This is a genomic window from Enorma phocaeensis, from assembly GCF_900186505.1.
In the GTDB taxonomy this organism is placed as follows: domain Bacteria; phylum Actinomycetota; class Coriobacteriia; order Coriobacteriales; family Coriobacteriaceae; genus Enorma; species Enorma phocaeensis.
The window spans coordinates 300,945-325,026 of record NZ_LT891970.1 but is presented as its reverse complement, the minus strand read 5'-3'; the positions used below and the strand labels follow the sequence as shown (position 1 = coordinate 325,026).

The 24,082-nt window shown below is 60.3% G+C and carries 23 protein-coding genes; 15 read left to right on the top strand and 8 right to left on the bottom strand.

Annotated elements, in window-relative coordinates; translation table 11 throughout:
- Positions 1–13 precede the first annotated feature (13 nt).
- Positions 14–868 carry a hypothetical protein gene (locus C1717_RS07630; RefSeq protein WP_102372628.1) on the top strand — a complete coding sequence of 285 codons (855 nt, stop codon included), beginning with the start codon at positions 14–16 and terminating at the stop codon, positions 866–868.
- Positions 869–964: 96 nt separating this feature from the next.
- Positions 965–1,822: a DUF6591 domain-containing protein gene (locus tag C1717_RS07625; protein ID WP_102372627.1), complete on the top strand. Its 858-nt coding sequence runs from the start codon at positions 965–967 to the stop codon at positions 1,820–1,822.
- A gap of 22 nt (positions 1,823–1,844) precedes the next feature.
- Here C1717_RS07625 and C1717_RS07620 read toward each other — a convergent pair whose 3' ends face one another.
- The 3 genes from C1717_RS07620 to C1717_RS07610 form a co-directional block, all read right to left on the bottom strand.
- The gene (locus C1717_RS07620) at positions 1,845–2,018 is read right to left on the bottom strand and encodes a helix-turn-helix domain-containing protein (protein WP_102372626.1); all 174 of its coding nucleotides are present in this window, start codon (positions 2,016–2,018) and stop codon (positions 1,845–1,847) included.
- A 55-nt stretch (positions 2,019–2,073) separates the two neighbouring features.
- Positions 2,074–3,024, bottom strand: coding sequence for a Fic family protein (locus tag C1717_RS07615; protein WP_102372625.1), 951 nt, complete (start codon positions 3,022–3,024; stop codon positions 2,074–2,076).
- Positions 3,025–3,101: 77 nt separating this feature from the next.
- Positions 3,102–3,317 carry a helix-turn-helix domain-containing protein gene (locus C1717_RS07610; protein WP_102372624.1) on the bottom strand — a complete coding sequence of 72 codons (216 nt, stop codon included), beginning with the start codon at positions 3,315–3,317 and terminating at the stop codon, positions 3,102–3,104.
- A gap of 287 nt (positions 3,318–3,604) precedes the next feature.
- Here C1717_RS07610 and C1717_RS07605 point away from each other — a divergent pair, with 287 nt between their 5' ends.
- Positions 3,605–4,921: an EcsC family protein gene (locus tag C1717_RS07605; RefSeq protein ID WP_102372623.1), complete on the top strand. Its 1,317-nt coding sequence runs from the start codon at positions 3,605–3,607 to the stop codon at positions 4,919–4,921.
- Between the two features lie 71 nt (positions 4,922–4,992).
- Here C1717_RS07605 and C1717_RS07600 read toward each other — a convergent pair whose 3' ends face one another.
- Positions 4,993–5,592, bottom strand: a complete 600-nt coding sequence (locus C1717_RS07600) for a DUF4230 domain-containing protein (RefSeq protein WP_180965881.1) — start codon at positions 5,590–5,592, stop codon at positions 4,993–4,995.
- Complete coding sequence (locus C1717_RS07595; protein ID WP_180965880.1) at positions 5,585–6,433, bottom strand: DUF4230 domain-containing protein; 849 nt, start codon at positions 6,431–6,433, stop codon at positions 5,585–5,587. The genes C1717_RS07600 and C1717_RS07595 overlap by 8 nt, the downstream gene beginning before the upstream one ends.
- 445 nt (positions 6,434–6,878) lie before the next feature.
- On the opposite strand from C1717_RS07595, the gene C1717_RS07590 reads away from it, so the two are divergent.
- From C1717_RS07590 to C1717_RS07570, 5 genes are all read left to right on the top strand, one after another.
- Positions 6,879–8,003: a hypothetical protein gene (locus C1717_RS07590; RefSeq protein WP_146003678.1), complete on the top strand. Its 1,125-nt coding sequence runs from the start codon at positions 6,879–6,881 to the stop codon at positions 8,001–8,003.
- A gap of 23 nt (positions 8,004–8,026) precedes the next feature.
- Entirely contained in the window at positions 8,027–8,401 is a 375-nt protein-coding gene (locus C1717_RS10910; protein ID WP_219722295.1) for a nucleotidyltransferase family protein, read from the top strand.
- Complete coding sequence (locus C1717_RS07580; protein ID WP_102372619.1) at positions 8,388–8,798, top strand: HI0074 family nucleotidyltransferase substrate-binding subunit; 411 nt, start codon at positions 8,388–8,390, stop codon at positions 8,796–8,798. The genes C1717_RS10910 and C1717_RS07580 overlap by 14 nt, the downstream gene beginning before the upstream one ends.
- 54 nt (positions 8,799–8,852) lie before the next feature.
- On the top strand, positions 8,853–9,194 hold the full coding sequence (locus C1717_RS07575; RefSeq protein WP_102372618.1) for an arsenate reductase family protein: 342 nt from the start codon (positions 8,853–8,855) through the stop codon (positions 9,192–9,194).
- A 74-nt stretch (positions 9,195–9,268) separates the two neighbouring features.
- Complete coding sequence (locus C1717_RS07570; RefSeq protein ID WP_102372617.1) at positions 9,269–9,838, top strand: NAD(P)H-dependent oxidoreductase; 570 nt, start codon at positions 9,269–9,271, stop codon at positions 9,836–9,838.
- A 77-nt stretch (positions 9,839–9,915) separates the two neighbouring features.
- Here the strand turns inward: C1717_RS07570 and C1717_RS07565 are convergent, their stop codons facing one another.
- Entirely contained in the window at positions 9,916–10,746 is an 831-nt protein-coding gene (locus C1717_RS07565; protein WP_102372616.1) for a mechanosensitive ion channel family protein, read from the bottom strand.
- A gap of 280 nt (positions 10,747–11,026) precedes the next feature.
- Here C1717_RS07565 and C1717_RS07560 point away from each other — a divergent pair, with 280 nt between their 5' ends.
- Entirely contained in the window at positions 11,027–13,555 is a 2,529-nt protein-coding gene (locus C1717_RS07560; RefSeq protein ID WP_102372615.1) for an excinuclease ABC subunit UvrA, read from the top strand.
- 252 nt (positions 13,556–13,807) lie between these two features.
- Positions 13,808–14,863: a hypothetical protein gene (locus C1717_RS07555; protein ID WP_102372614.1), complete on the top strand. Its 1,056-nt coding sequence runs from the start codon at positions 13,808–13,810 to the stop codon at positions 14,861–14,863.
- Positions 14,864–15,166: 303 nt separating this feature from the next.
- Here C1717_RS07555 and C1717_RS07550 read toward each other — a convergent pair whose 3' ends face one another.
- Positions 15,167–15,838 carry an AroM family protein gene (locus C1717_RS07550; RefSeq protein WP_102372613.1) on the bottom strand — a complete coding sequence of 224 codons (672 nt, stop codon included), beginning with the start codon at positions 15,836–15,838 and terminating at the stop codon, positions 15,167–15,169.
- Positions 15,839–15,935: 97 nt separating this feature from the next.
- On the bottom strand, positions 15,936–16,874 hold the full coding sequence (locus C1717_RS07545) for a DUF1177 domain-containing protein (RefSeq protein WP_102372612.1): 939 nt from the start codon (positions 16,872–16,874) through the stop codon (positions 15,936–15,938).
- Between the two features lie 246 nt (positions 16,875–17,120).
- On the opposite strand from C1717_RS07545, the gene C1717_RS07540 reads away from it, so the two are divergent.
- The 5 genes from C1717_RS07540 (at position 17,121) to C1717_RS07520 (ending at position 24,079) form a co-directional block, all read left to right on the top strand.
- Positions 17,121–18,734, top strand: coding sequence for an ABC transporter substrate-binding protein (locus tag C1717_RS07540; RefSeq protein ID WP_102372611.1), 1,614 nt, complete (start codon positions 17,121–17,123; stop codon positions 18,732–18,734).
- Between the two features lie 260 nt (positions 18,735–18,994).
- Entirely contained in the window at positions 18,995–20,440 is a 1,446-nt protein-coding gene (locus tag C1717_RS07535) for a C1 family peptidase (RefSeq protein WP_102372610.1), read from the top strand.
- A 76-nt stretch (positions 20,441–20,516) separates the two neighbouring features.
- Positions 20,517–22,133 carry an ABC transporter substrate-binding protein gene (locus C1717_RS07530; RefSeq protein WP_102372609.1) on the top strand — a complete coding sequence of 539 codons (1,617 nt, stop codon included), beginning with the start codon at positions 20,517–20,519 and terminating at the stop codon, positions 22,131–22,133.
- Positions 22,134–22,211: 78 nt separating this feature from the next.
- Complete coding sequence (locus C1717_RS07525) at positions 22,212–23,171, top strand: ABC transporter permease (protein ID WP_102372608.1); 960 nt, start codon at positions 22,212–22,214, stop codon at positions 23,169–23,171.
- Positions 23,171–24,079, top strand: a complete 909-nt coding sequence (locus C1717_RS07520) for an ABC transporter permease (RefSeq protein WP_219722294.1) — start codon at positions 23,171–23,173, stop codon at positions 24,077–24,079. The genes C1717_RS07525 and C1717_RS07520 overlap by 1 nt, the downstream gene beginning before the upstream one ends.
- Positions 24,080–24,082: the final 3 nt, after the last annotated feature.

The window sequence follows — 24,082 nt, the reverse complement described above, 5'->3', positions numbered from 1 at the left end:
TAGGAGTGCTGCAATGAAGAAGGCAATCGCAATGGTAGGCGCGCTGGTTCTGGCGGCGACACTTTCGGCATGCAACGGTGGGGGAGGGGCTGGCGGGGGAGGCAGCGATGCATCATCCTCGTCAGCATCCAGCCAGGTGCATGAGCAGGTGGCTATCAAAGAATCGACCGATCGACACACGTGGTACGTAAAGGATTACGTTGGCATGAATGCGGCTTCGGTCGGATACAACGCCATGGATGGAACTCGACGCGATGCTTATGGAGCGGGTACGCTCGAGATCATTTTCCGCACCCAGGATGGCTCATATGTTGAGTACTCCGAGGGAGACGAAGGGGGTCAGCCGGAATCTCTGCAGAATTACATGGTGGTCGCTCAGGACCTCGCTCCAAACACGGAATTGAACTACGTTTTCATGCTCGATGAAAACGGCGAAGAATACGAGAACTTGGTTAACGTCCAGAACTACGAGGAGATCGTTCTGTACGTAGCTCCCGTTTCCTCGAACGAGCAGGCTCCCGATCTGACCGTTGTAGAACCGTCGCCGGATAAGTACACGCGTTATGTTAAGGACTACACGGGTCGGAACCTGGCAACGTGTGGGTATCTTTCGATGGCGGGAACATACAATGATTCATATGGGCAAGGATACATCAGGTTCGATATCACGACGGATGATGGGTCGTATATCGACGTGGCGGATCCTGAAGCCTTAAGGCAATATGTGGTTACCGGGCAAAGCGTTGAACCAAATACCGAGATCACCATGACGTTCATGACCAATGAGAACGGCGAGGAATACGATAACCTTGTTGATACGCAGAGCATCGAGAGTATCAATCTGACGGTCACAAGGATTTCCGAATAGGCTGCTAAAGAATGCATAACGGAAGCACAGCCAATATCACGCAAAACTGAATGAGAGGTTGCTATGAGAAGGCGTTCCTTGGTTGGAATCATTGGCATGCTGTGCATCACCATTTTTGCAGGTTGCTCATCGAACACGGAAGCGGGGTCTGCACAGGGTGGAACGGCTGCGGTCGCATCGCAAGGGTCGGCTGTTCCGGCAGGTGATGCCATTACCATCGATCAGATTGACTGGACGGTCCAAGAAGAGGTCATCGACGGCGACCGCTGTGTTGGATTCAGCTATGTGAACAATTCCGATTATCCGATTGTAAGCATCAGCATCGAATTCACGCAGTCAGGGGATGTAACTGATGAACAGCGATCCGTTTTCGACGGCATGTATGCTGAGGATTCCGGCTACATCCCGCCTGTTGATGCGGATGAGTTGTATGTCGATGCGGAGAACCAGCATTACGCTGCGCCCGGTGACGAAGCTGATCCATGGACCTGCGAGCTTTCGTACTCGCTGAATGCCCTTACCATGGAGCAGTATGAGCTGATGGAGCCTAATATGGCTCATATCCGCTATATCGGAAGTGATGGGAACATCTATTCCGAGTACTACGATTTTCTCAATGACACTTACGAGCTTGATGAGGGGGAGACGAAGGAGACTGTCGAATCTGATACGTGGCCGACAAGCGATCTTGCCGGCATGATGCCTCAGATGGAGGCTGCAGCGATTGCTGTAGAGCATGATGATGACGAGTCGTTTGAGGTTTTAGCCTACGGCGCCACAGAGGATGATTTCAACTCCTATATTGAGCAGTGTCGGGAAGCAGGCTTCGACACGGTCGAGGATGAGAGCTCGATGAGCTGCACGCTTCGTAACGCTGATGGCTATACCATCGACATCACGTATTATCGAGCTTACGACTATTTCTACTCAGAGATTCTTCCTCCTGAGGTTTGATGGTCCGCTCTAGTGAATGGGCTTAGAAGTCCACCAGCTCACGCACGGGTATGTCGAGCGCACATGCGATGCCAATGAGAACGTCGATGCCTACGTCAGCCGTTCCTGTTTCGATCTTCCAGAGATAGGAACGGCTGATGCCCATCATGAGGACGAGTGATGTTGAGAGGCTTCCAGCGTAGCGGTGTCCCGACATGATGCGAAGTCCAACGTCCCTATTCGCGAAAGAGGCCCACGTTTGCCGGAGCGTCTTAAACAACCCACGTTCCACCCCGGGCGGAACCCTCTCGCCTGAGCCTGCCTTCGCTGCGAAGTTTTGCCACAAGGCGTTCGGCAGAGCGTTTGGAGCAGTCGAGCAGGGCGGTGAGACCCGCGACCGTTCCTCTGGGATGTTCCGAGAAATAGGCAAGTGCTTGCGTGGTACGGGTTTCCTCGGTGCTCTCTGGTCGTGCGAAGGGAAGCAGCGCATCACGAATGACCTGAAGCATGAACGTGACAAAGCACTCGGACGACCCTGCTGAGTTTGACGCAGCGAGAGCGGCGTAGTATCCCTGTTGACGCTCGCGAATGACGCTTTCGACGGGTAACCAGGCGAGAGCCGGCCTCCAGCGAGCAAGCAGCAGCGTATGCCAAAGCCTGCCTGTGCAGCCGTTTCCGTCTGAGAATGGGTGTATGAACTCAAATTCATAGTGGAAGATGCACGAGGAGATAAGTGGGTGCAGGTTGGTGCCGGCGAGCCAGCCGAAGAGATCGGCCATGACTTGAGGAACGTATCGCGCGGGCGTCCCCGCGTGAATGTGCGCATCCCCGCTGAAGACTCCGACATCTCCCGTGCGGAAACAGCCGGTATGCTCGATTAGTCCGTTCATCATGATGCGATGGGCGTGTAGAAGGTCATCCAAGTTCAACGGATCAAAAGAGCCGATCAGCTCATATGCTCGCCGGGCGTTTTCAACCTCAAGAATGTCCTTGGCTGGGCCAAGGACGCGCTTGCCATCCATGATGGCGGTGACTGCATCTTCAGAGAGCGTATTGCCCTCAATCATGAGCGACGAGCGAATCGTGCGGATGCGGAGTTCGCGATGGAGGGTTGGGCTGGTCTCGAGATGCGAATCGTGATGCAACATGCCGACAAGCTCGGCGATCTCCATGCCGAGGTCATCAATTTCCGGCGTCTTCTCAAAGGGCGGCTCGTATGCCATATAGCCTCCTTTTACCGCCATTATTTTACCGCCAATGGCGGTAAAACGGAGAGGGAAATCGCCTTTCGAAATGCGCCCTAAAACTCTATTAGCTCGCACACCTGCGTGTCGAGTGCACGAGCGATCTTTATGAGAACGTCAATGCCGATGTCGGCCGTTCCCGTCTCAATCTTCCAGAGGTAGGACCGGCTGATACCCGTCATGAGGGCAAGTTGCCGCTGCGAGATGCCCTGCGCAGTGCGCAACTCGCGGACCTTAGTGCCCAGACGTCTCTTTTCGCGTGCATTCTCCATTCTTTGAGTATGCGTACGGTATAGTGGAAATTGGTACTCTATAGAGAGCATAGTTAAGAGAGGATACGAGGGAGAGGTTCACTCGTGGCATCGAGTTGGAGCTGCGTGTCTCGGTTTTGCGCAATGTGTCCGTAGGACGATGAGCTAAGCTTATTTGAAGAGATGTTGCACGAACAATATGACAGCTCTAGCTATAGCAATCGTTTCTGTGCTGGTTTTGCTTTGATTGCGAGTAAATAAAAATGTGCTTTCTTGGGGCTGGAAAGCATTAGAGAACAGGGGTGGTCATGGACAATCGTAACGACTCAAGGGCTACGGAGCTCAGCGATCGAAAGAGTCCGTTTCCCGATGTAATCAAACTTGCACAAGGCGCTGCACAAGGGGCAGCAGGTTTTGTTGCTGACGCAGTTGGCGGCGCGGGTAACTTTATTGAGGGAATGCTTCCTCGGGGTGCTGGAGAGACTGACGGATCTGAAGTTTCACACAAGGCCTGCGAGCCAACAGTGCGAGAAGATTATGTTGCTCCGGATCCTATGTATGATTCGCGTGAGATGCGAGAGCTAAGCGAGCTTACAGAACGGTACGAAAAGCTGACCGAGCCAGGTATTCTGGACCGCGCCGGAAGCGCTGTGATGGGCTTCTTGCCCGACGGGGTTAAAGACCTTGCAAGAGGTGCGGCCGAGTCGCTTACGGAGCAAGAACTCTATACACAAATGATGAAAATCGTTGCAGAGGGTTTTGGGACGCTCGAACGGTATGCTGCCGCCGCGACGGTTTCAGATAAAGATGTGCTTGCATCGGTGAACAAGGAAGCGGAGGAGCATCTGTCATCCCTCGATGAACTCTGCTTGCTTCGGAGTTACGTCGTTGCAAGGGCGGCTCAAGGTCAGAATGTTCAGCATCTTCTTCTGGCGGCAGTTGAGGGCGCGGCAACGGGCGCGGTTGGTTTCGCAGGGATTCCATTTAATTTGGTTCTTAGTATGTTTCTATACTACCGAGCAGTTCAGTCAATTGCCCTGTCATATGGATACGATGTCAGAAATGATCCCTCGGAGCTAATGATTGCCTCCCAAGTTCTTTCGTTTGCTTTCTCTCCGACCGGGGCAGACTTGGGTGGCGCTGCTGGCGTGGTTGGCAAAATAATGGGAATTGCTGAGGTTGCCACGGTTGGCCAAGTGGTGAAAAAGGGTTGGCAGGCGATGGCTGAGCGGGGAGGGGCATGCCTGCTCATCGCACAGATGCGCGCCCTTGCTCACGCTTCTGCTCGCAAGGCGCTTGAGAAGGCGGGTAAGGCCGGACTGGAAAGAAGCGCCTTCCGGAACATTCTTGAACAGGTTGGGAAGCGCTTGCCGCAAAAGGCCGTTCAGCGTGGTGTCCCCATTATTGGCGGTCTGATCGGTGCGCTATTTGATACCGGTCAGATGCAGCGCACCCTATCAATCGCCGATACGTTTTATCACAAGCGCTTTTTGGTTGAGAAAGAGCTTCGTGTTTCGGATCTTGTGGATCATATCGGTTTGGACTCCGAGATGACCGACGATGTTGCGGAAGATGTGCTTGAAACAATCCGAGAGGCTGACGACGCTGGCGATAGCGAAGAATAGCCTTTCCTACAGGAAGATACTCAGAGCGCGAGCAGGAATCTATCCCCTGCTCGCGCTCTCGTTGTTCTGTCCTATTCCTCCGGATCGACAAACCTCACGGAGTATTCCTCTCCAACGGTATCGCCGTAGTTTACGATGAACCTTTCGATGAGTTCTTTTGCGCGCTCTCGCGCTTGGAACAGCAGGCTTTCGTCGTTGTTAACGGTCTCTCGGACGGTTTCCTGCGCATTTCGAAGCGCGGTCATCCTGTCCTCATTGGTGATCTCGGTGAACCATCCCTGTTCGGTAAGAGGGTCGGTGATGCTCTCTTCATCAATCTGCGGATTGGTAAGGACTTCTGCTTCGGGAAGGGTAACGGTGTAGACGCCGTTCTCATCGGGGCCGGTGATGCTGATTTCGTTTACGTTGATGCCGATTTCCACGATCGCGGTGTATTCGAACCACATGCGCTTATAGCCCATGCCGCCTAACCAACCCATGCCGCCGGCTTCCTGGGTGAACTTGGCGACATTGTGGTAATAGCATTTCAGCGTCGAGAGCTCGGCAATCTGTCGAATTTGGGCGCTCTCGATGGGTTCCGGTTCAGCCGATTGTTGCTCGCATCCAGATAGCGCGAGTAGAGATGACATTGAGAGAAGAAGTATGCACGCAAGTTTTCTCAAGCTATTCATCGGAACCATCTTCCTCCGTTACCGGCCCTTCATCATTCTCGGACGTTGATTCGATGTCAGAACTGGAGGAGTCGGTGTTATCCCCCCAACCGAGCGTATAGTCGCCATGCTCAAGCAATGGAGTGATGAGCGCTTCGACCGTGGACTGCAGGTTTTCGCGTGCAGTAGTGTAGATTTGCCCATCCTCTTGCATCTCGGTAAGCGCGTCTTCCTTGCACAGGGCAATGATTTCTTGCAAGTCTGCACGGGGGTTGCTTGGCATGAACTCCAAGGTTGTTTCATCGAGTATCGGTTCATCGATGTCAATCTCTGGAAGAATCGGCGTAACTACTCGAGTGTCCTCGTCGATCTCGAACGTAATCTCACTCATGTCGATACCCGCCCGAACGGTAGCACAATATGCGACGCTATACTGTACGCTACCGTTCTCGTCTAACGCTTGGGCGATGCCGTTGTAAACGAATTCAGCTGAAGACAGCCTGCTTATGTTCACCACTCGCTCGAGGTCCGACGTCGTTATGACAGTAGGTTCTGGTTGAGACGACGAGCATGAGACAAAGGTAAAGATGCCTCCGCCTCCAACTATGATCGCCGCAACTATTGCCAACGGGATGAAAAGTCGCATAGACTTGAGGGCCGCAAAAGAGAATGATGGCGTATTTCGATTTGTCCGGCGCTCCTCTCTCAGTTTCTTTGCGTAAGCCTTGCTCTCGGTGCGGATTGCCTTTGCGCGCGCCTGTTCAGCGCGGCGTTCTGCGTCGGCAAGCTCCCTTTTGGCCTGAAGAGTTTTCCTCTCCTCCTCCAAGGCGCCCTTATCCGTAGATGAACCGGTATCTTCCACCCCTGTTCCTTTCCCCCCGACCAATAGATTCGGCATTTATCGATATTATCGACGCTACTATTATGCCTCAGGAGTGCTTTCTATTGAGAGCAAGCTGCTATATTACCTGCGCTTGCATAACGTTAGTTTTCCCGGCTCATGATGATGAGAAGTCGTGGCTATGTAACTCGGTGAGCATGTTGTTAGCAAGATCCGGTCTTTTTTGCATTCGACGTGCTTAAGCACCCATCTGTCCAGATCCCCGACGATTCATTCATTATGGATTGCGGTATTGAAGCATTCTCTCCGCAACTCGAGCTTGAGTGAAAGAGGAGGGGTATTAAAAGCTGCTCGCGCTTCCTGTTGACCGGATACACTAAAAGAGTGTCGATTAGTTGCGAATTGGCATTTGTTTGGGACCGACGCAGCGGCGGGTCTACATCGAACGATAGGCACGGAGGTAGAGATGCCTAACAACGCTGACCGTAAGGCGCGTGGTCGAGAGGGGCTGGCTGTAAGGGAGGGGCGCTTGACGCGCCGTCGCGAGCCGGACTCATTCGATCCGGGCGACTATTTCGTCCCATCTGGAGAGGGTGGTTGCGCAGGGGGTCCAAGCCGCGCGAATGTGATCGTCGCTATCGTGCTCATCGTGCTGGCGCTTATCTCGGCGTTTCCCGTGCGAATCCATTTCTCGTCACCTGATGCTTTCGAGCACACCATCGAGAAGCTCGATGATAAGCGCAATACCGTCCTTGGGCTCACGACCGCGGCAACCGGTGCATCGGTGGCGCTCACCGCGATCCCGGATGACGTGGGCACGCCCGTGGCAGAGAAGCTCATGGACCTAAGCGGTGACCTACTTGTGGTTCTTACGGCAATCTACCTAGAGAAATATCTGCTTACTGTGTTTAGCGTCTTGTCGTTTGGGTTCCTGATCCCGCTCGCGTTGGCAGCCCTTGCCGCCTATGCGCTGTTCCAGCATCGCGTGCCCCTGCTGCACGCTCTTCCTCGTCTGGCAGTTAAAGTGCTGCTTATGGGCGTGCTGCTCGTTGCGACTGTCCCCACGAGCGTCGCAATCACCGATATGATCGACCACACGTATGACATTTCGGTTTCGCTTGACAGCCAGGCGGAAGGCGGCAAAGAATCGGGTGCGGGTGATACCGAGGACTCGGATAGCGCCGCCGCAGCGACTTCCGGCAGCGCCTCCACTGATGGCGGATCCTCCGCCATCGATGATTCCGCCAACGCCGAAACAGAAGATAACGGCACCTGGATCGAGCAGGGCTGGGAGTTCATCTCCGGCATCCCGGAGGCGCTTGCGAACGGTGCATCCCAGGTCACCGATGCCATGCTCACCCAGCTTGGAAACTTGGTCGACGGCTTCGCGGTCATGATCGTGACCTCGTGCGTGGTGCCGCTTGGTGTGCTCGCATTCTACCTCTGGGCAGCGAACCTCATCACGGGCATCAGTGTGGAGGTACCCATGCGCGCTCTGCGTCCGCGTTCTTTCAGCGGTCGTGAGGGCTCGGCTGGGTCCCGCGCGCTCACCAGGAAGCAACCGAGACAGCATATGGACGTTGATGAATGACAATGCATCCAGGCTCCTCATAAATGGGTGGGATTAGGGCATGCATCGCATGGTTGCACCCCGAGCTGCAGCATCATGGTAGCCTGTACCGTAAGGAGGTGGCTCATGGCGGCGATTCCTATAGAGCATGTGTATATGACCAGATCCGCGAGTTCGCTCGCGCCCGCAACGTGAGGTGTGTGGTGCTCTTCGGCTCCCGTGCCCGTGGTACAAACCTGCCGAAAAGCGATATCGACCTCGCGTTTTCCGGCGGCGATGCTGTGGGCTTCGAGGAAGATATCCAGGAACGCCTCTGGTCGCTTCTCAAGGCCGATATCATCAACCTAGATGAGCCGATTTCGTCCGAGCTCCGGCATGAGATTGATCGTGATGGGAGGGTGCTGTATGAAGCGCTATGAGAACTATGCATCCGCGCTCCGTGTGCTGGAAGCGGCACCGCACCAAGACCTCGATAACGAGTTCATCCAAGGCGGTATCATCGATAAGTTCTTCCTGCAGTTCGAGTTCGGCTGGAAACTGTTGAAATGGGCGCTCTCGTATGAGGGCGACCCCATAGCGGCGTCTGGATCTCCGCGTGACATCATCAAGAGCGCGTACGGGTACTTTGATTTCCTCGACGAATCGCTTTGGCTGTCGATGCTGCGCGACCGCAATAACACCGCTCATGTGTATGACGGTGAGGCGGCGGGTAGGCTGGCGGAAACGATTATCAAGGCGTACATTCCTGCGTTCCAAATGCTTGAACAGGGAATGCAGGCGCGCTATGGCAAGATGTTTCTTGAGCCGGAGGCGTAGCCAAGCCGGTGAGTGACGGACGTCTCAACTCAGATGCCACATAGGGGAGGCACCATGAACATTCAGATCTTCGGTACCAAGAAGAGCTTCGATACCAAGAAGGCACAGCGCTACTTCAAGGAACGGCGCATCAAATTCCAGTTCATCGACCTGCGCGAGAAGGAGATGAGCAAGGGCGAGCTGCAGAGCGTGATGCGCGCGGTGGGCGGTCTCGACGCGCTCATCGACCCCAAGGCAAAGGACCAGGACACGGTCGCGCTCATCACCTACCTCGCCGAGAGCCAGAAGTTCGACAAGCTCCTCGAGAACCAGCAGGTGCTGCGCGAGCCCATCGTCCGCAACGGCAAGCAGGCCACGGTGGGCTACGAGCCCGATGCTTGGAAGACCTGGGAGTAGCGGCTGCCCCGCGCCACGTTCATGGCGGAAGCGGCGCTAGCCGTCTGCCAGCCAACACCCCCGAAAGGATTCCCATGAGCACCCTCATCGTTTACTGCCACCCCTACGAGCAGAGCTTCTGCCACGCTATGCTTGACGCGCTCTGCGAGCGCTGCGATCGCGAGGATACCCCGTACCAGGTCATCGACTTGTATGCAGACGGGTTCGACCCGGTGCTCTCCCGCGCGGAGCTCGCAGTCTACGGCGCGGGCACGGCGCTCGACCCGCTCGTGACGCGCTGCCAGGAGCTCATCGCTGCATCCGACCGCCTTGTGTTCATCTTCCCCATCTGGTGGAACGACATGCCCGCCATGCTTAAGGGCTGGCTCGACAAGGTGCTGCTTGCGGGCTTCTCGTGGGAGCCCACGGGCGCGGGACTCAAGGGCACGCTCACCTACATCACGTCTGCTGAGGTCTACACAGCGTCCTCGAACCCCACCGAGTTCATCCGCGAGCGGACGGGTGACGCCATCCAGCGCATGTTCATCGAGGGCACGCTATGGCAGCTCGGCATTCCGAGCGGCGTTTGGAAGAACTTCGGCAACATGGATGTCTCCACGGAAGAGGAGCGGAAGGCGTTCTTGAGGCACCTGTCGGGTGAGTAGCCTCCCGCGTCGAGGTGTCTACCCGCGATAGCCGTCCGCGGCAGTCCAGGGACCCGGTCGCCTCGCTAAAGGCCCCGCTATCCCAGCTTCCGCGCGACCGCGCGCACCACGGCGTCGGTGGCGTCGCCCGTCTTGCTGGCGTCCTCCACGGTGAGGATGACCTTGCCCTTGATGCCCAGCTCGCTGATCTCAGAGAAGAACACCTTGGGCTCGCCGATGATGGGCGAGATCTCGCTCGCCGCGGCTTGCGCCTCGGCGATGATCTCGGCTGTGAGCTCGTCGATGTCCACGAGCTCGCCGTCAGCCTCGCCGGTAGCCGCCGTGCCTTCGGCAATCTCGCCCTCAACGAGCGCGGTCTTACGCCGCGGAATCGCGAACGGCACGCTCATGCGGTTGGCGGGCAGCAGGTGCACGAGCGCGGTCTTGGAGATGATCGAGTTGGGGATGATCACCGTCTGGCCCAGGCTGTCCTTGATGGTGGTGTGGCGCCACGTCACGTCCTGCACCACGCCGCGCTCGGTGCCCACCTCGATGTTGTCGCCGGGTTTCACGATGCCCATGAAGGTCATTTGCAGGCCGCCGATGAGGTTGGAGAGCGTGTCCTGAAAGCCCAGCGACACGGCGATACCGCCGACGCCAAGGGCCGTGATGAGCGAACTCGTGTCCACGCCGAAGCACGAATCAAGCACGACGCTTCCGCCGACGATCCATATGAGCGCGCGGATGATGTTGATGATGATGCTCGATGTGGGCAGCGGGTTGCTGTCATGGTGCAGCACATGCGAGACGGCCTTGGTGGCGAGCTTCGCGACCGCGGCGGTGGCGATGATGAGGACGGCTGCCCAGAACACGTTGCGGAACAACGGGGTTTGTAAGAAGCCGAGGATGGTGGTCACGAGGTCCTGCACGGGCTGCCTTTCTGTGCGATGCGCTATTCCAACCATGATACCCACTTGTTGCGAACGCTTTGTGGGCAACGCTTGCGATTGGGCTTACTGGGGGCGACGGGCACAGCGGCGTGGCGGTAGTGAGAGGGGTATCTGTCATGTGGATGGGACAACGACGACATGGATGGCTGCCCCACAATATGACACGGCGCCGGGGAAGTCTGCCGCGCCCTGCTGCCGGCTCGCGGCTCCGTGCGCGGAGTATACTCGTTGCGAAACATGACCAATGAAAGGGCGCAGCATGGAGCGAGAGCGAGCGGTGAAGCACGCCGACCGGCACCAGCCTGATCATATCGAGGTGCGCGGCGCGCGGGTGCACAACCTCAAGAACGTGGATGTGGACATACCGCTCGGCTGCCTGGTGGGCATCGCCGGCGTGTCGGGATCGGGCAAGAGCTCGCTCGCGCTCGGCACCCTCTACGCCGAGGGCAGCCGTCGCTACCTAGACGCGCTCTCCACCTACACGCGCCGGCGCATCAGCCAGACCGCCCGCGCCACGGTGGACGAGGTGCGCTACGTGCCGGCGGCGCTCGCGCTGCGCCAGCGCCCGGGCGTGCCCAGCGTGCACTCCACCTTCGGCACCTCCACAGAGCTCCTCAACTACCTGCGTCTCTTGTTTTCCCGCCTGGGCAGCCATGTGTGCCCCAACGGGCACCATGTGCCGCCGAGCATGAACGTCGCCCTGGAGCGCCCGCTCACCTGTCCTGTATGCGGGGCGGAGTTCCATGGCCCCGGTGCGGAGGATCTAGCTTTCAACAGCGGCGGCGTCTGCACCACCTGCGGCGGCACGGGTATCGTGCGCACGGTGGACGAGGCCACGCTCGTGCCCGACGAATCGCTTTCCATCGACGAGGGCGCAGTGGCGCCGTGGAACACCCTCATGTGGGATCTCATGAAGCAGGTCGCGCGCGAGATGGGCGTGCGCACGGACGTGCCGTTCAGCGAGCTCACGGCCAAGGAGCGCGACATCGTCTTCCACGGTCCCGCCGAGAAGAAGCACATCCTCTACCACGCCAAGAAGGGCGACAACTTCGCCGAGCTGGACTTCACCTACTTCAACGCCGTCTACACGGTGGAAAATGCGCTCGCCAAGGCCAAGGACGAGAAGGGCCTGGCGCGCGTGTCGAAGTTCCTGCGCGAGGACGTGTGCCCGGACTGCCATGGCACGCGCCTCTCCGCCCGCGCGCTCGCGCCCACGGTGGACGGCATGAACCTGGGCGAGGCCACGCAGATGACGCTCGACGAGCTCGCCGTGTGGGTGGCTTGCGTGCCCGGGCTCATGCCCGAGGAGATGCGGCCCATGGCGCGCGCCATCGTGGCCGAGATGGCCGAGCCCATAGAACGTCTGCAGCAGCTGGGCTTGGGATACCTGAGCCTCGACCGCGCCAGCTCCACGCTCTCGACGGGCGAGCGCCAGCGCGTGCAGCTCGCCCGCGCGGTGCGCAACCGCACGAACGGCGTGCTCTACGTGCTGGACGAGCCATCCATCGGCCTGCATCCGTCCAACGTGGAGGGCCTGCTCGGCGTGGTGGACGACCTCCTGGCCGACGGCAACTCCGTGGTGCTCGTGGACCATGACGTGCGGGTGCTCCGCCAGGCGGACCATCTCATCGAGATCGGACCCGGCTCGGGCGCGGCGGGCGGTCGCATTATCGCGCAGGGCTCGGTAGCGGATATCGAGGCCGCACCGGAGACGCGCATCGGGCCGTTTCTCTCCGGGTCGCGCTGTATTCGTACGCGCGAGCGCGCCGGTGCGGATGAACTGTTTGCGCAGGGCGCCATAGTGCTCGAGACGGACGCGATTCATACGGTGAAGCCGCTCGAGGTGCAGATCCCGCGCGGTCGGCTCACGGCGGTGACGGGTGTGTCGGGATCCGGCAAGACCACGCTCGTTCTCGAGAGCCTCGTGCCCGCCCTCAAGGCGCGTGCCGCGGGCGAGAAGCTTCCGGCGCACGTGCGCGCCCTCGACGCGGCGGGTATCCAGCGGGCGAATCTCATCGACGCCACGCCCATCGGCGCGAACGTGCGCTCCACGGTGGCGACCTACTCCGGCGTGCTCGACGACCTGCGCCGCGCCTACGCCAAGCTGCCCGAGGCCAAGGAGCGCGGACTCAAGGCGGGCGCGTTCTCGTACAACACGGGAAAGCTGCGCTGTCCCACATGCGACGGCACGGGACAGATCTCGCTCGACGTGCAGTTTTTGCCCGACGTGGACATCCCGTGTCCGGATTGCGGTGGTTCGCGCTATGCCCGCGCGGCGCACGACATCCGCCTCATGGGCGATCTTAGCCTGCCCGAGCTTCTCTCCTATACGGTGGACCAGGCGCTCGAGGTGCTGGTGGAATCCAATCTGCGCTCAGCGCTGGTCAAGTTGAAAACACTGTCCGACCTAGGGCTCGGCTACCTCACGCTCGGCGAGGCGACGCCGGCGCTTTCCGGCGGCGAGGCGCAGCGCCTCAAGCTCGCGAGCGAGCTCAACCGCAGCCAGGAGGACGCGCTCTTCGTGTTCGACGAGCCGACCATCGGCCTGCATCCGCTCGACGTGGAGGTGCTCCTGGGCGTGCTCCAGCGGCTCATCGACAACGGGGCCACGGTGGTGGTGATTGAGCACGACCTGGATATGATCGCGAACGCCGACTACGTGATCGACCTGGGTCCCGGTGGGGGAGAGGACGGCGGGCGCATCGTGTGCGCTGGCGCTCCCGAGGAGGTCGCCGCGTGCCCGCAAAGCATTACCGGCCGCTACATCGCCGAGGAGCTGGGGCGTTAGGTTCATATCGCATGTGCTTCGATGCAGCCGATGCGCCGCGATTCCGTGATTTTTTTAGTGCTTGCCAGCAGGTTTTGATGCGTCCTGCGCACCCGCTTCCTCGATTTGGGTGCCTCTATCTGCTCCGGTGAGATGAAGGGACGAACGCGGTTGGGTTGATGTTTGATGGGGGAGACTCCCGCTGACGATTCGGTAAGGTCGCTCTGATATTGGTAGGCATCTTTCCAATGCGCCAATCAAGGAGCATCGCCCGTGGACATGGTGCTTGCCGGGAGAACGGCCTTTCAATTTCATCGCATTCCGCCTCAGGTTGCGATGCTCGTCAATGAGGAGCTCGATGTTACGAGCGCGCTGGGCCCTCGCATGCTCGCGCGCAGGCAGTCGTATTTCCATTACCTGACGACGCCACTGGAAATACTGGTGTTCGAAAGGCGGGCTAGACACGCTTCCAAAGGCATTCATAGAACGCTATGGACCGGTGAGCTCCCCGTTGGGAGCGTTTGGGATATCGATGCTTATCTCAAGGTCGCCTCTCCGGCTTTAACGCTCTTCTTATTAGCCCAGCGTGTAAGCATAATCCAGCTCGTGATGGCGATGTATGAACTTACGGGACGCTTCACCGTGTTTGCGGCGGATCCGAAGCACATGGAATACCTCGAGCATGCGGGCGCGCTGTCGGATGCCTCGTGGAGGCTTGCCCCGGGCCGGTCCGGTCAGAGCACCTTATGGATGCGTCCCCCTTTGGTAACCATAGAGGAACTTTGGGATATGTGCGAGAAAACCAGGGGCAGAAGGGGGCACAAGGTTTTCGAGCGCGCGCTTAAGGAAGTGAAGGGGGTCGTGGCGTCTCCCCTTGAGGCGAGAGCCGTGATGCGGCTATGCGGCAGCCGTTCGCTTGGAGGCGAGGGGTTCGGCCCGGTGGAACTCAATTCCAAGGTTCGGTTTAGCCGGGCGGCCCGGGCGGTTACGGGGCAGGACCACGGTATTGTCGACATATTGTTTCCCGCAGATGATAGGCATAAGGATTTTGCCTATGAGTGCCAAGGGCGAGCAGTGCATGGTCCATACGGTTTGACGGGCGCCGATGCCAACCGACTGCTGGGCCTGCAGCTCATGGGCATAGATACGGCGCTTCTCACCTATGAGCAGCTGGCAGATCAATATAGATTCGAACAGGTGCGCCGCCTAACCGCTGACAAGCTTCACGCGAGGTATCAAAAGAAGTCGGCTGCCCTGCTCGAGCATGAGAGACAGCTGAGAAGAGAGCTGTTTATTGATTGGGAGGATTTGTGCGGGGAGGTGCGATGAGGAGCGACACCTGTTTCCCACGGTTGGATTGGCGGAATAAATGACGCCTGCTTCACCGGAAGGCGTGGGTTACGCGAAGGACTCAAATTCTTTTCCAGAAGTGAGTGCGAAAATGCCGACTCCCGAAGTAGACCCTGTTTTTGGACAGGAAAACCGCAGATAATTTCTTCGGCAAAAAGGTGGCTACTCGGGGATTCTCGAATTAGGCACTCACTTCTGAAATTATTTGCTCTGGGGTCATTCGAAAGGGATTCAAATAGCGGATGCCCAAGTCGCCGCGCGCCCTATTGATGGGCGCGGCGACTAGCCAAGCAGCTCGGAGACGGTGCTTGCGACCAACGTGCGTGGGAGCAGCACGTCGAGACCGGATTCGCGCCGCGCTATATCGCGCATCGACACGGAGAATCCCATGCAATCGAGGCAGAGGAACGCGCAATTGCTGCCGCGCAGGGAGCGCGCCGCGCGCGCGATTGCGTCGAGGTCGCCGTAGGGAGAAGCCTGAACTACCTGGATGGAAAGGCCCGCGTCGCCCCACCATGCGCGCGCTTGCTCCACCTGGGCTTTATCGGGGACCATAACAGCGATGGTTCGCCCGCCGGCAAGGGCGTGCGCGACGCTGTAGAACAAGGGCTGCGGGATGATGAGGGGGACCTTGTGGCGTAGCTCTGGGAAGCCGCCGGTGCAGAGCAGGATGATCGCGTCGGCACCAGCGGCCTCGGCTTCGTCGATGCGCTTCTGCACCAGCGGAACAATTCGGGTGCCAGAGAAGGTGGCCTGGCGCCCGTCGCGCATGCGCGACACGAGCACCTCGTCGCCGGGCAGCGGCTTGAGTTCGCGTTCGACCTCTTCGAGGGTCATGTCATCGAGCGCGCCGTATTCGATGAGCTCGAGACCGGGGGCGAGTTTGCTGCGGATGTCGTCTGTCATATCGATCCGGGGCGACTGGCCAACGGTGATTCCTGCGATCGATCTCATGGTCTGCCTCTTTCACGGCTTGATCCGGCAGTCTGAACGGCGGTTCGCATGAAAAGCAGCGAGGGGTCCGCGCGGACCCCTCGCTCGAGATGCGATGCTAGTTTGCGCCGCCCATGGTCTGGTAGCGCTCCATGGTTCCGTAGAGCTCCACGAGATGGGCCCATTCGCCCTCATCGTAGAACTTGCAGGAACCGGCTCCGAAGAGCTTGGCGACCTCGACCGCGAAGCGCGCGGCTTCCTCCACGTCGTTCGCGTGGGTGGCTCCGGTCGCGCAGCCGGCAACCATCTGCTCGGTGGCGATGGCCACGCCCACAACGGGGGCCGAGGTAGCGGTCGTGGGCTGCAGGATGCTGTTCAGGTGGTAAAGGTCGTTGCCGTAGGGGGTGATGTCCTGCTGGGACAGGGCAAAGACCTGCGGCATCTTACCGGTCACCCGGGTCATGACATCCATCAGGTCGTTCGCAACGGGCAGGATGTAGCCGTCCTTGGTGGTGGGGGAGATGGCGATGCCGTTCACGTTGATGATGCGGTTGCCCTTGGTGGTGTCGATGGAGACGATTGCCTCCATGCGCGGGTCGACCTCCATGCGATTCATGGTAGCCATATCGATGGGGGAGTCCATGAACGGCACGGGCTCATGCGGGAGCGTCGGGGCGTCAGGGCAGACATGCGTCGCCACGATGACGTCACCGGGCAGGACATCGCCGGCGGCGTGCATCTCGACGAGCTTGAGCGCGCACGTGAGCGCGGCGAGCGCGCCATCGCCGTCCGATACCGCACCGATGAGCTCGGGGCGGGCGCCCAAGCCGCCAAGACGGCCGATCACGCCGAGGGTGGGCGCGTCTCCGCCTTGGCTCTTGCCGTTCGAGCCGGGGATGAGGATCTTGATGCAGTCGGTGCTGCCGGTCTCGGAGCCCACGGTCTCCACGGTGACATCGGTCGCACCACGCGAACGAAGCAGCTCGGCGACCTCCTCGCCGTTGGCCTGGGGCTTGTCGATGAGGTCGTAGATTTCGAGCAGTTGACGCAAAAGCATGGCGCTCCCTTCGATCGAAGTAGATATCCGAGAGCAAAGTCTAACGCAAATGGGGGTGCCGAATTGTCTGGGAACGGTGAAGTTGCGCCGCCCGTTGTTTCCTAACGGTGAACTGACGCGTTTCCCCGCCGGTGGGCGTTCGCCCTCCCTATAGTTACCTACAAGTTCCACACTCCGGTGCGCTAAGGCGCTAGCAGGAACAAGCGACATGCCTCGCGCACCGGTACGGTCGGGTTAGGAGTCGATATGAGCAAGTTGACGAGTAAGCGCATCACCCGCAGGGGATTCCTGGGCGGCGTCGCCATGGCGGGTGTTGCCGGAGCCGGGCTTATGCAGGCGGGTTGCGCGTCCGGCGATTCGGGTGGATCGGGTTCCTCTGCCACCGTCGAGGGCGGCACATTGAACATCTCGCTGGCATCGTCGCCGGCTTACCTCGACCCGGCAAAATATACCGGTGTCTACGAGTCCCAGATCATCAACAACGTTTGCGACACGGTCGTGCAGTACAGCATGGACCTCTCGGAGATCGTCCCGGCGCTTGCGACCGAGTGGACCGTTTCCGAGGATGGTGCGACCTACACCTTCACGCTGCGCGATGACGTCGTCTTCCAGGCGGGCGAGTACCAGGATGGCCGCGCGATGACCGCCGAGGACATCAAGTACTCGCTGGAGCGTTCCGCTAACGACTCGGCCATGAACCGTCTCGACATGCTCGACCACTGCAACGTCATCTCCGACACCGAGATCGAGTGCGTGCTCACGAGTCCCAACTCATCGTTCCTCACCGCGCTTACCGACGCGGGCAACGCCATCGTTCCCCAGGAAGAGGTCGAGGGCTGGGGTGACAGTTTCGGCGAGCACCTCGTGGGCACCGGTCCTTTCCGGATGGTGCAGTTCACGCGCGACCAGCAGACCGAGCTTGCGCGCAACGACGCGTATTGGGGCGAGAAGCCCAACCTCGATGGCGTGATCTTCAAGGTCATCACCGACGCCACCCAGTCGGCGAACGCGCTCTTCACCGGTGATGTCGACATGGTCACCGACCTCAAGGGCGAGTCGCTTCAGACGGTCCAGGGCGATTCCAACTACGTCGTCGACCAGATGGACGGCCTCAACATCGCCTACATCTATATGAACATGGTGAACGGCCCGACCGCCGACCAGCGCGTGCGCAAGGCCATCCTCATGGCGGTGAATCGCGAGGACCTCATCGCCGCCGGCTACCCATACGGCGGGGCCTCCGAGGCGACGCTCCCGCTGCCCAAGGGGAGCTGGGGCTACGACGCCGCCGTCGAGGACACCGTGCCGGTCTACGACCCCGAGGGCGCCCGCGAGCTGCTCGCCGAGGCGGGATACCCCGATGGCTTCTCGCTCAAGTACTACACGAGCAACACGACCCAGCGCCTCGACGTGGCCACCGTCTTCCAGCAGCAGCTCAAGGAGAACCTGAACGTCGACGTCGAGATCAACACCAACGACTGGGGCGCCTTCTCCGAGATCGCCGCGGCCGGTCAGGCCGACATCTACGCCATGGGCTGGAGCTGGTATCCCGACCCGTACTTCTTCCTGAACAAGCTGTTCGCGAGCTCCGAGATCGGGGCCCTGGGCAACGGTGCGGGCTTCAACGACCCCGAGGTCGACGACCTGCTCCAGCAGGCCCTCGAGGTGACCGATCAGGACGCCCGTGCGGACCTGTACAAGCAGGCGCTCGCGAAGATCGTGGAGAAGGACCCGATGCTGGTCTATGCGACCGAGGAGGTCTGCACGGGCCTCACGCAGGGGGTCCAGGGCTATGTCCAGCGTGCTGACCAGCTCGTGTACGTCGTGAACTCCGAGGTGAACATGTCCAAGTCCGCCTAGCGGCCGATCGGATCGGGCCAGCGTCGCGCGACGGCCCGAGGCCGCGAGCGGACATGAGGAAGCGCATGCATACGGCGCCGTGCGGGAGCACCGTGCGGCGCCGCCGCTTTGCCGGGATAAAGTGTTACCGATGGGTGAATTGAGGCGAAGGGGTATGCAGACATCACGATTCATCTTATAGTCTACTGGTAACATGCTAGAGCCATATTCATATCGCGCTGGCAAATATGCAGGTGAAGTTAACGAAAGGACCGTGGAGCATGGATAGCAAGGCCGTCCAGAACGACGTCTGCGACCGCGTTCCGGGTGGTGCAGTCGATCCGGGGCGCATCAACGCGCTCACTGAGGGATTCGCCACGAGCCGCGCGAACCGCATCGCCCGCAACGCCGTGACCTCGATGGGCATCGCAGCGGCGGCGCGCGACCAGCGCGCGTGCCGCGCCTACAAGGACACCTACGGCGTGTCGCTCGAGGCCGCCAAGACCGTGACGCACCAGCATAAGTCGGGTCGCTGCTGGATGTTCTCGACGCTCAACGTGGTGCGCGCGCGCACCCTGGGGATCCTCGACGTCGACGACTTCGAGTTCTCCCAGGCTTACACCACGTTCTACGAGAAGCTCGAGAAGTCGAACTCCTTCCTGGAGCGCATCATCCAGACGGCGGACCGCCCGGCGAACGACCGCCTCGTGTACCACCTCACCCTCCACACCGCGGCGGACGGCGGCCAGTTCATGTTCTGCGCGAGCATCCTGGAGAAGTGGGGCGCCGTGCCCAAGGACGCGATGCCCGAGACCGCGTGCACGCACGACACCAAGTACATGAACGAGGTCCTGGGCGACATCCTGATTCGCGATGCCGCCAAGCTGCGCGAGAGCGCTGCGGCGGGCGCCGCATACGAGGAGCTCGAGGCGGCCAAGGCGGACATGCTCGATGAAGTGCACCGCTTCCTGTGCTGCTGCTTGGGCGAGCCGCCGCTGGCAATCGATTTCGATTTCGAGGTCGGCGAGCATGCCGACGTCGATGCCAGCAAGGTTGAAATCACCTCCGACGGCCGCCGCATCCTGCGCGACCACGGTGTGACCCCGCTCGAGATCCTGGAGCGCTATACGCACTTCGATGCCGGCGATTATATCGAGCTCGTGAGCGTGCCGGGCGATTCGCGCCCCTTCGGCCACCTGTATGGCATCGATTGGTTCGACGCCGTCATGGGCGGCCGTCCGCTGCGCCTGCTCAACATGGAGATGCCCGTCGTCGAGCAGGCGGTCATCGCTTCGCTCAAGGGCGGCGTGCCCGCCTACATGATGTGCGACGTGGGCAAGCGCACCCTGCGCGGCGATTCGGATTTCGCGGGCGTGCTGGCTACCGATTCACTCGACCTCGAAGGTCTCTTCGATATCGATCTGTCCATCGACCGCGCCGACAACCTCGACCTCAACGGCACCGGCCTGTCGCACTGCATGGTGTTCCAGGGCGTGCAGCTTGACGATGCGGGGGAGCCGCTCGCCTGGCGCGTGGAGAACAGCTGGGGTGCCGACCAGTGCAAGGACGGCTACCTCATCATCAGCCGCGATTGGTGGCGCGCCTACGGCGGCGACGTCGTGGTGGAGCGCCGGTTCGTGCCCGACGAGGTGCTCGAGCTGCGCGACTCCCTGCCCGTCGAGCACGTCGACCCCTGGGACGGATTCATCAATTACCGAGCCTGGTAGCGTGGTATCTCACGGGTGCGCGACGTTCCGCGCGCACCTGTGGAAATAGCCCCTTTTGAAATGGAGGGAATGGAACATGAGCAAACTTACCAGCAAAACCGTATCGCGTCGCGGTTTCCTGAGCGGGCTCGGCGCCGTGGGTCTCACGGGCGCCGCGCTCTCCGTCGCCGGTTGCTCTTCCGAGGGCGGTTCGGGTTCCGCCGGTAGCGCCGAGGTCACCGAGGGCGGTACGCTCAACATCTCGCTCGCGGCCTCCCCGGCACTTCTCGACCCGGTTAAGTACACGGGCGTCTACGAGTCGCAGATCATCAACACCGTATGCGACACCTTGGTGCAGTACTCGATGGACCTCACCGAGATCGTGCCCTGCCTCGCGACCGAGTGGACCGTGTCCGACGACGGCATGACCTACACCTTCACCCTGCGCGACGACGTGACGTTCCAGCCCGGTGAGTACCAGGACGGCCGCGCCATGACCGCCGAGGACGTCAAGTACTCGCTCGAGCGCTCCAACGTCGAGTCCACCAACAACCGCCTCGACATGCTCGATCACTGCAACGTGATCTCCGACACCGAGATCGAGTGCGTCCTCAAGACCCCGAACTCCGCCTTCCTCACGGCGCTCACCGACGGCGGCAACGCCATCCTCCCGCAGGAGGAGGTCGAGGGCTGGGGTGACAGCTTCGGCGAGCACCTCGTGGGCACCGGCCCCTTCCAGATGGTGCAGTTCACGCGCGACCAGCAGACCGAGCTCACCCGTCATGAGGGCTATTGGGGCGAGCGCCCGAACCTCGACGGCGTGGTCTGGAAGGTCATCACCGACTCCACGCAGCAGGCAAACGCCCTGTTCACCGGCGAGGTCGATCTCGTCACCGACCTCGGTGGCGAGTCGCTGCAGACCGTTTCGGAGAACTCTGACTACATCGTGGAGCAGCAGGAGGGGATGAACTTCAACTACATCTACATGAACATGCAGAACGGCCCGACCGCGAACGCGGATGTGCGCCGCGCGATCCTCATGTCCATCGACCGCGACGAGATCCTCGCTGCCTCCTATCCGTACGGCGGCGGCACGGTCGCATCGGTGCCGCTGCCGCGTGGTAGCTGGGGCTACGATGAGTCCGTCGAGGAACTCGTCCCGTCCTACGACCCCGAGGGCGCCAAGGAGCTTCTCGCCGGCGCAGGGTATCCCGACGGTCTCGAGCTCGAGCTCTTCACCGGCAACACCACGACGAGCCTCGACGTGGCGACGGTCGTCCAGCAGCAGCTCAAGGCGAACCTCAACATCGACCTCGTCATCCACCAGAACGACTGGGCCACGCTCTCCTCGAACGCGTCGTCTGGCCAGTGCAACATGGTGTGCATGAGCTGGACCTGGTACCCCGATCCGTACTTCTTCCTGAACAAGCTGTTCAGCACTGCTGAGATCGGCGGCAACGGCAACTCCGGCCTCTTCAGCGTCCCCGAGGTCGACGACCTGCTCCAGCAGGCGCTCGAGGTCACCGACCAGGACGAGCGTGCGGACCTCTACAAGCAGGCGCTGCGCCTCATCGTGGAGCAGAACCCCATGATCGTCTACAGCACGGCCAACTCCAAGAACGGCCTGAGCAAGAGCGTCCAGGGCTTCGTCCAGCGTGCCGATAACCTGGTCTATGTCGTGAACTCCGAGGTCAATATCTCGAAGACTGCGTAGTAACCGCTGCGCGTATCGCCGCGCGCGGTAGGGTAGGTGCCCGCCGCGCGCGGTGTTTGTTAGGAAAGGTAGGGATTCGTGGCTAAGACGATTCTCAAGAGGGTGCTGCAGGCGATCCCCGTGCTGTTCGTGGTGATCACAGCGACGTTCATCCTCACGCGCATGGTCCCCGGTGACCCCGCCATCACCATGTTGGGACCCCAGGCATCGCCCGATGCTGTCGCCGAGTTGCGTGAGCAGCTCGGTCTCAACGAGCCCATGTGGAAGCAGTACATCGACTATCTCCTCGGCGTGCTGCAGGGCGACTTCGGATGGTCGACCTCGTATAACGGCGATGTCATGCCTCTCATCCTGAGCCGTCTTCCAGCCACGCTCTCCATCACCATGACCGGCCTCATCATCGCCGCGCTCGTGGGAATCCCCATCGGCGTCGAGTCGGCGCTGCACCAGAACTCGATTCTCGACTACGTGTTCATGGTGGTCGCCCTCGTGGGCGTGTCGATGCCTATCTTCTGGCTCGGCCTCATGCTCGTCCTCACGTTCAGCGTGAACCTGGGGCTTTTGCCAGCCATGGGTATGGGCACGTTCTCAAACGGCGTTTGGGACGTGGTGAGCCACATGATCCTGCCGGTGTTCTGCCTTGCCACCATTCCCGCTGCCACGCTCGCGCGCATCTCGCGTTCGAGCATGCTGGACACGATCGGTACCGACTACATCAAGTCGCTCCGCTCGCGCGGCATCAAGGAGACCCTCGTCATCTGGAAGCATGCGTTCAAGAACGCTTTGCCGCCGATCGTGACGGTCCTCGGTCTGCAGATCGCATCAGCCTTCACCGGCGCCATCCTTACCGAGACGATCTTCTCGTGGCCGGGGCTCGGCACGCTGATCGTGAACGCGGTCAACGGGCGCGACTACTCCCTCATCCAGGGCACGGTCCTCTTCACCGCTGTCGTGTTCGTCGTGATCAACCTTGTGGTTGACATCATCTACGCGGTCATCAACCCGCGCGTGAGTTACGAGGGAGGTGGCCAGAACTAATGGCAGCTACCGAGAACAAGGGCTCGGCGCTCGGTGTCGAGGCCCAGCTTGAGATGGTGCGCCGCGAGCGCAAGGCCAACAATGCCTGGCATAAGCTCTCGCGCAACAAGATGGCCGTCGTGGGCCTGGTCATCGTCGTGGTCATGGTCCTCATGGCGGTGTTCGCCAACCAGCTCTCGCCCTACGATCCCAACGCCATCGACATGACGAACGCCTACGCGGCGCCTGGCAGCGAGGGCCATATCTTCGGAACCGATAACTACGGCCGCGATCTGCTGTCGCGCATCATCTTCGGTGCGCGCATCTCGATCTTCGTTGCCGTGGGCGGTACGCTCGTGGGCGCGTTCATCGGCGTCCTCGTGGGTCTCGTGGCAGGCTTCTTCGGCGGCCTGCTCGACTCGATCATCATGCGCGTCATGGACGGCATGATGTCGTTCCCGTTCGTCCTGCTCGCCCTCATCCTCATGACGATCCTGGGCCAGGGAGCCATCAACGTCGTGATCGCGCTCGGTATCGGTAACATCCCGTACTTTGCGCGCGTCGTGCGCGGCCAGGTGCATATCGTCAAGAACGAGGAGTACTGCAACGCCGAGCGCGTCCTCGGCGCCTCGCCAGTGCGCATCCTCTTCACGCATATCCTGCCCAACGCCATGTCGCCGATCATCGTGTACTTCACGCTGAACGTCGCGAGCGCCATCATCTCCGAGGCGGCGCTGTCGTTCCTCGGCATGGGCATCACCCCGCCGACCGCGTCGTGGGGCAACATCCTCTCGGGTGGGCGCACCTGCCTGCGCACCTCCCCGCACATCGCCACGATCTCGGGCATCTTCATCCTCATCACGGTGCTCGGCTTCAACCTTCTGGGCGATGGCATTCGTGACGTGTTCGACCCCAAGCAGAAGCAGTAAGGA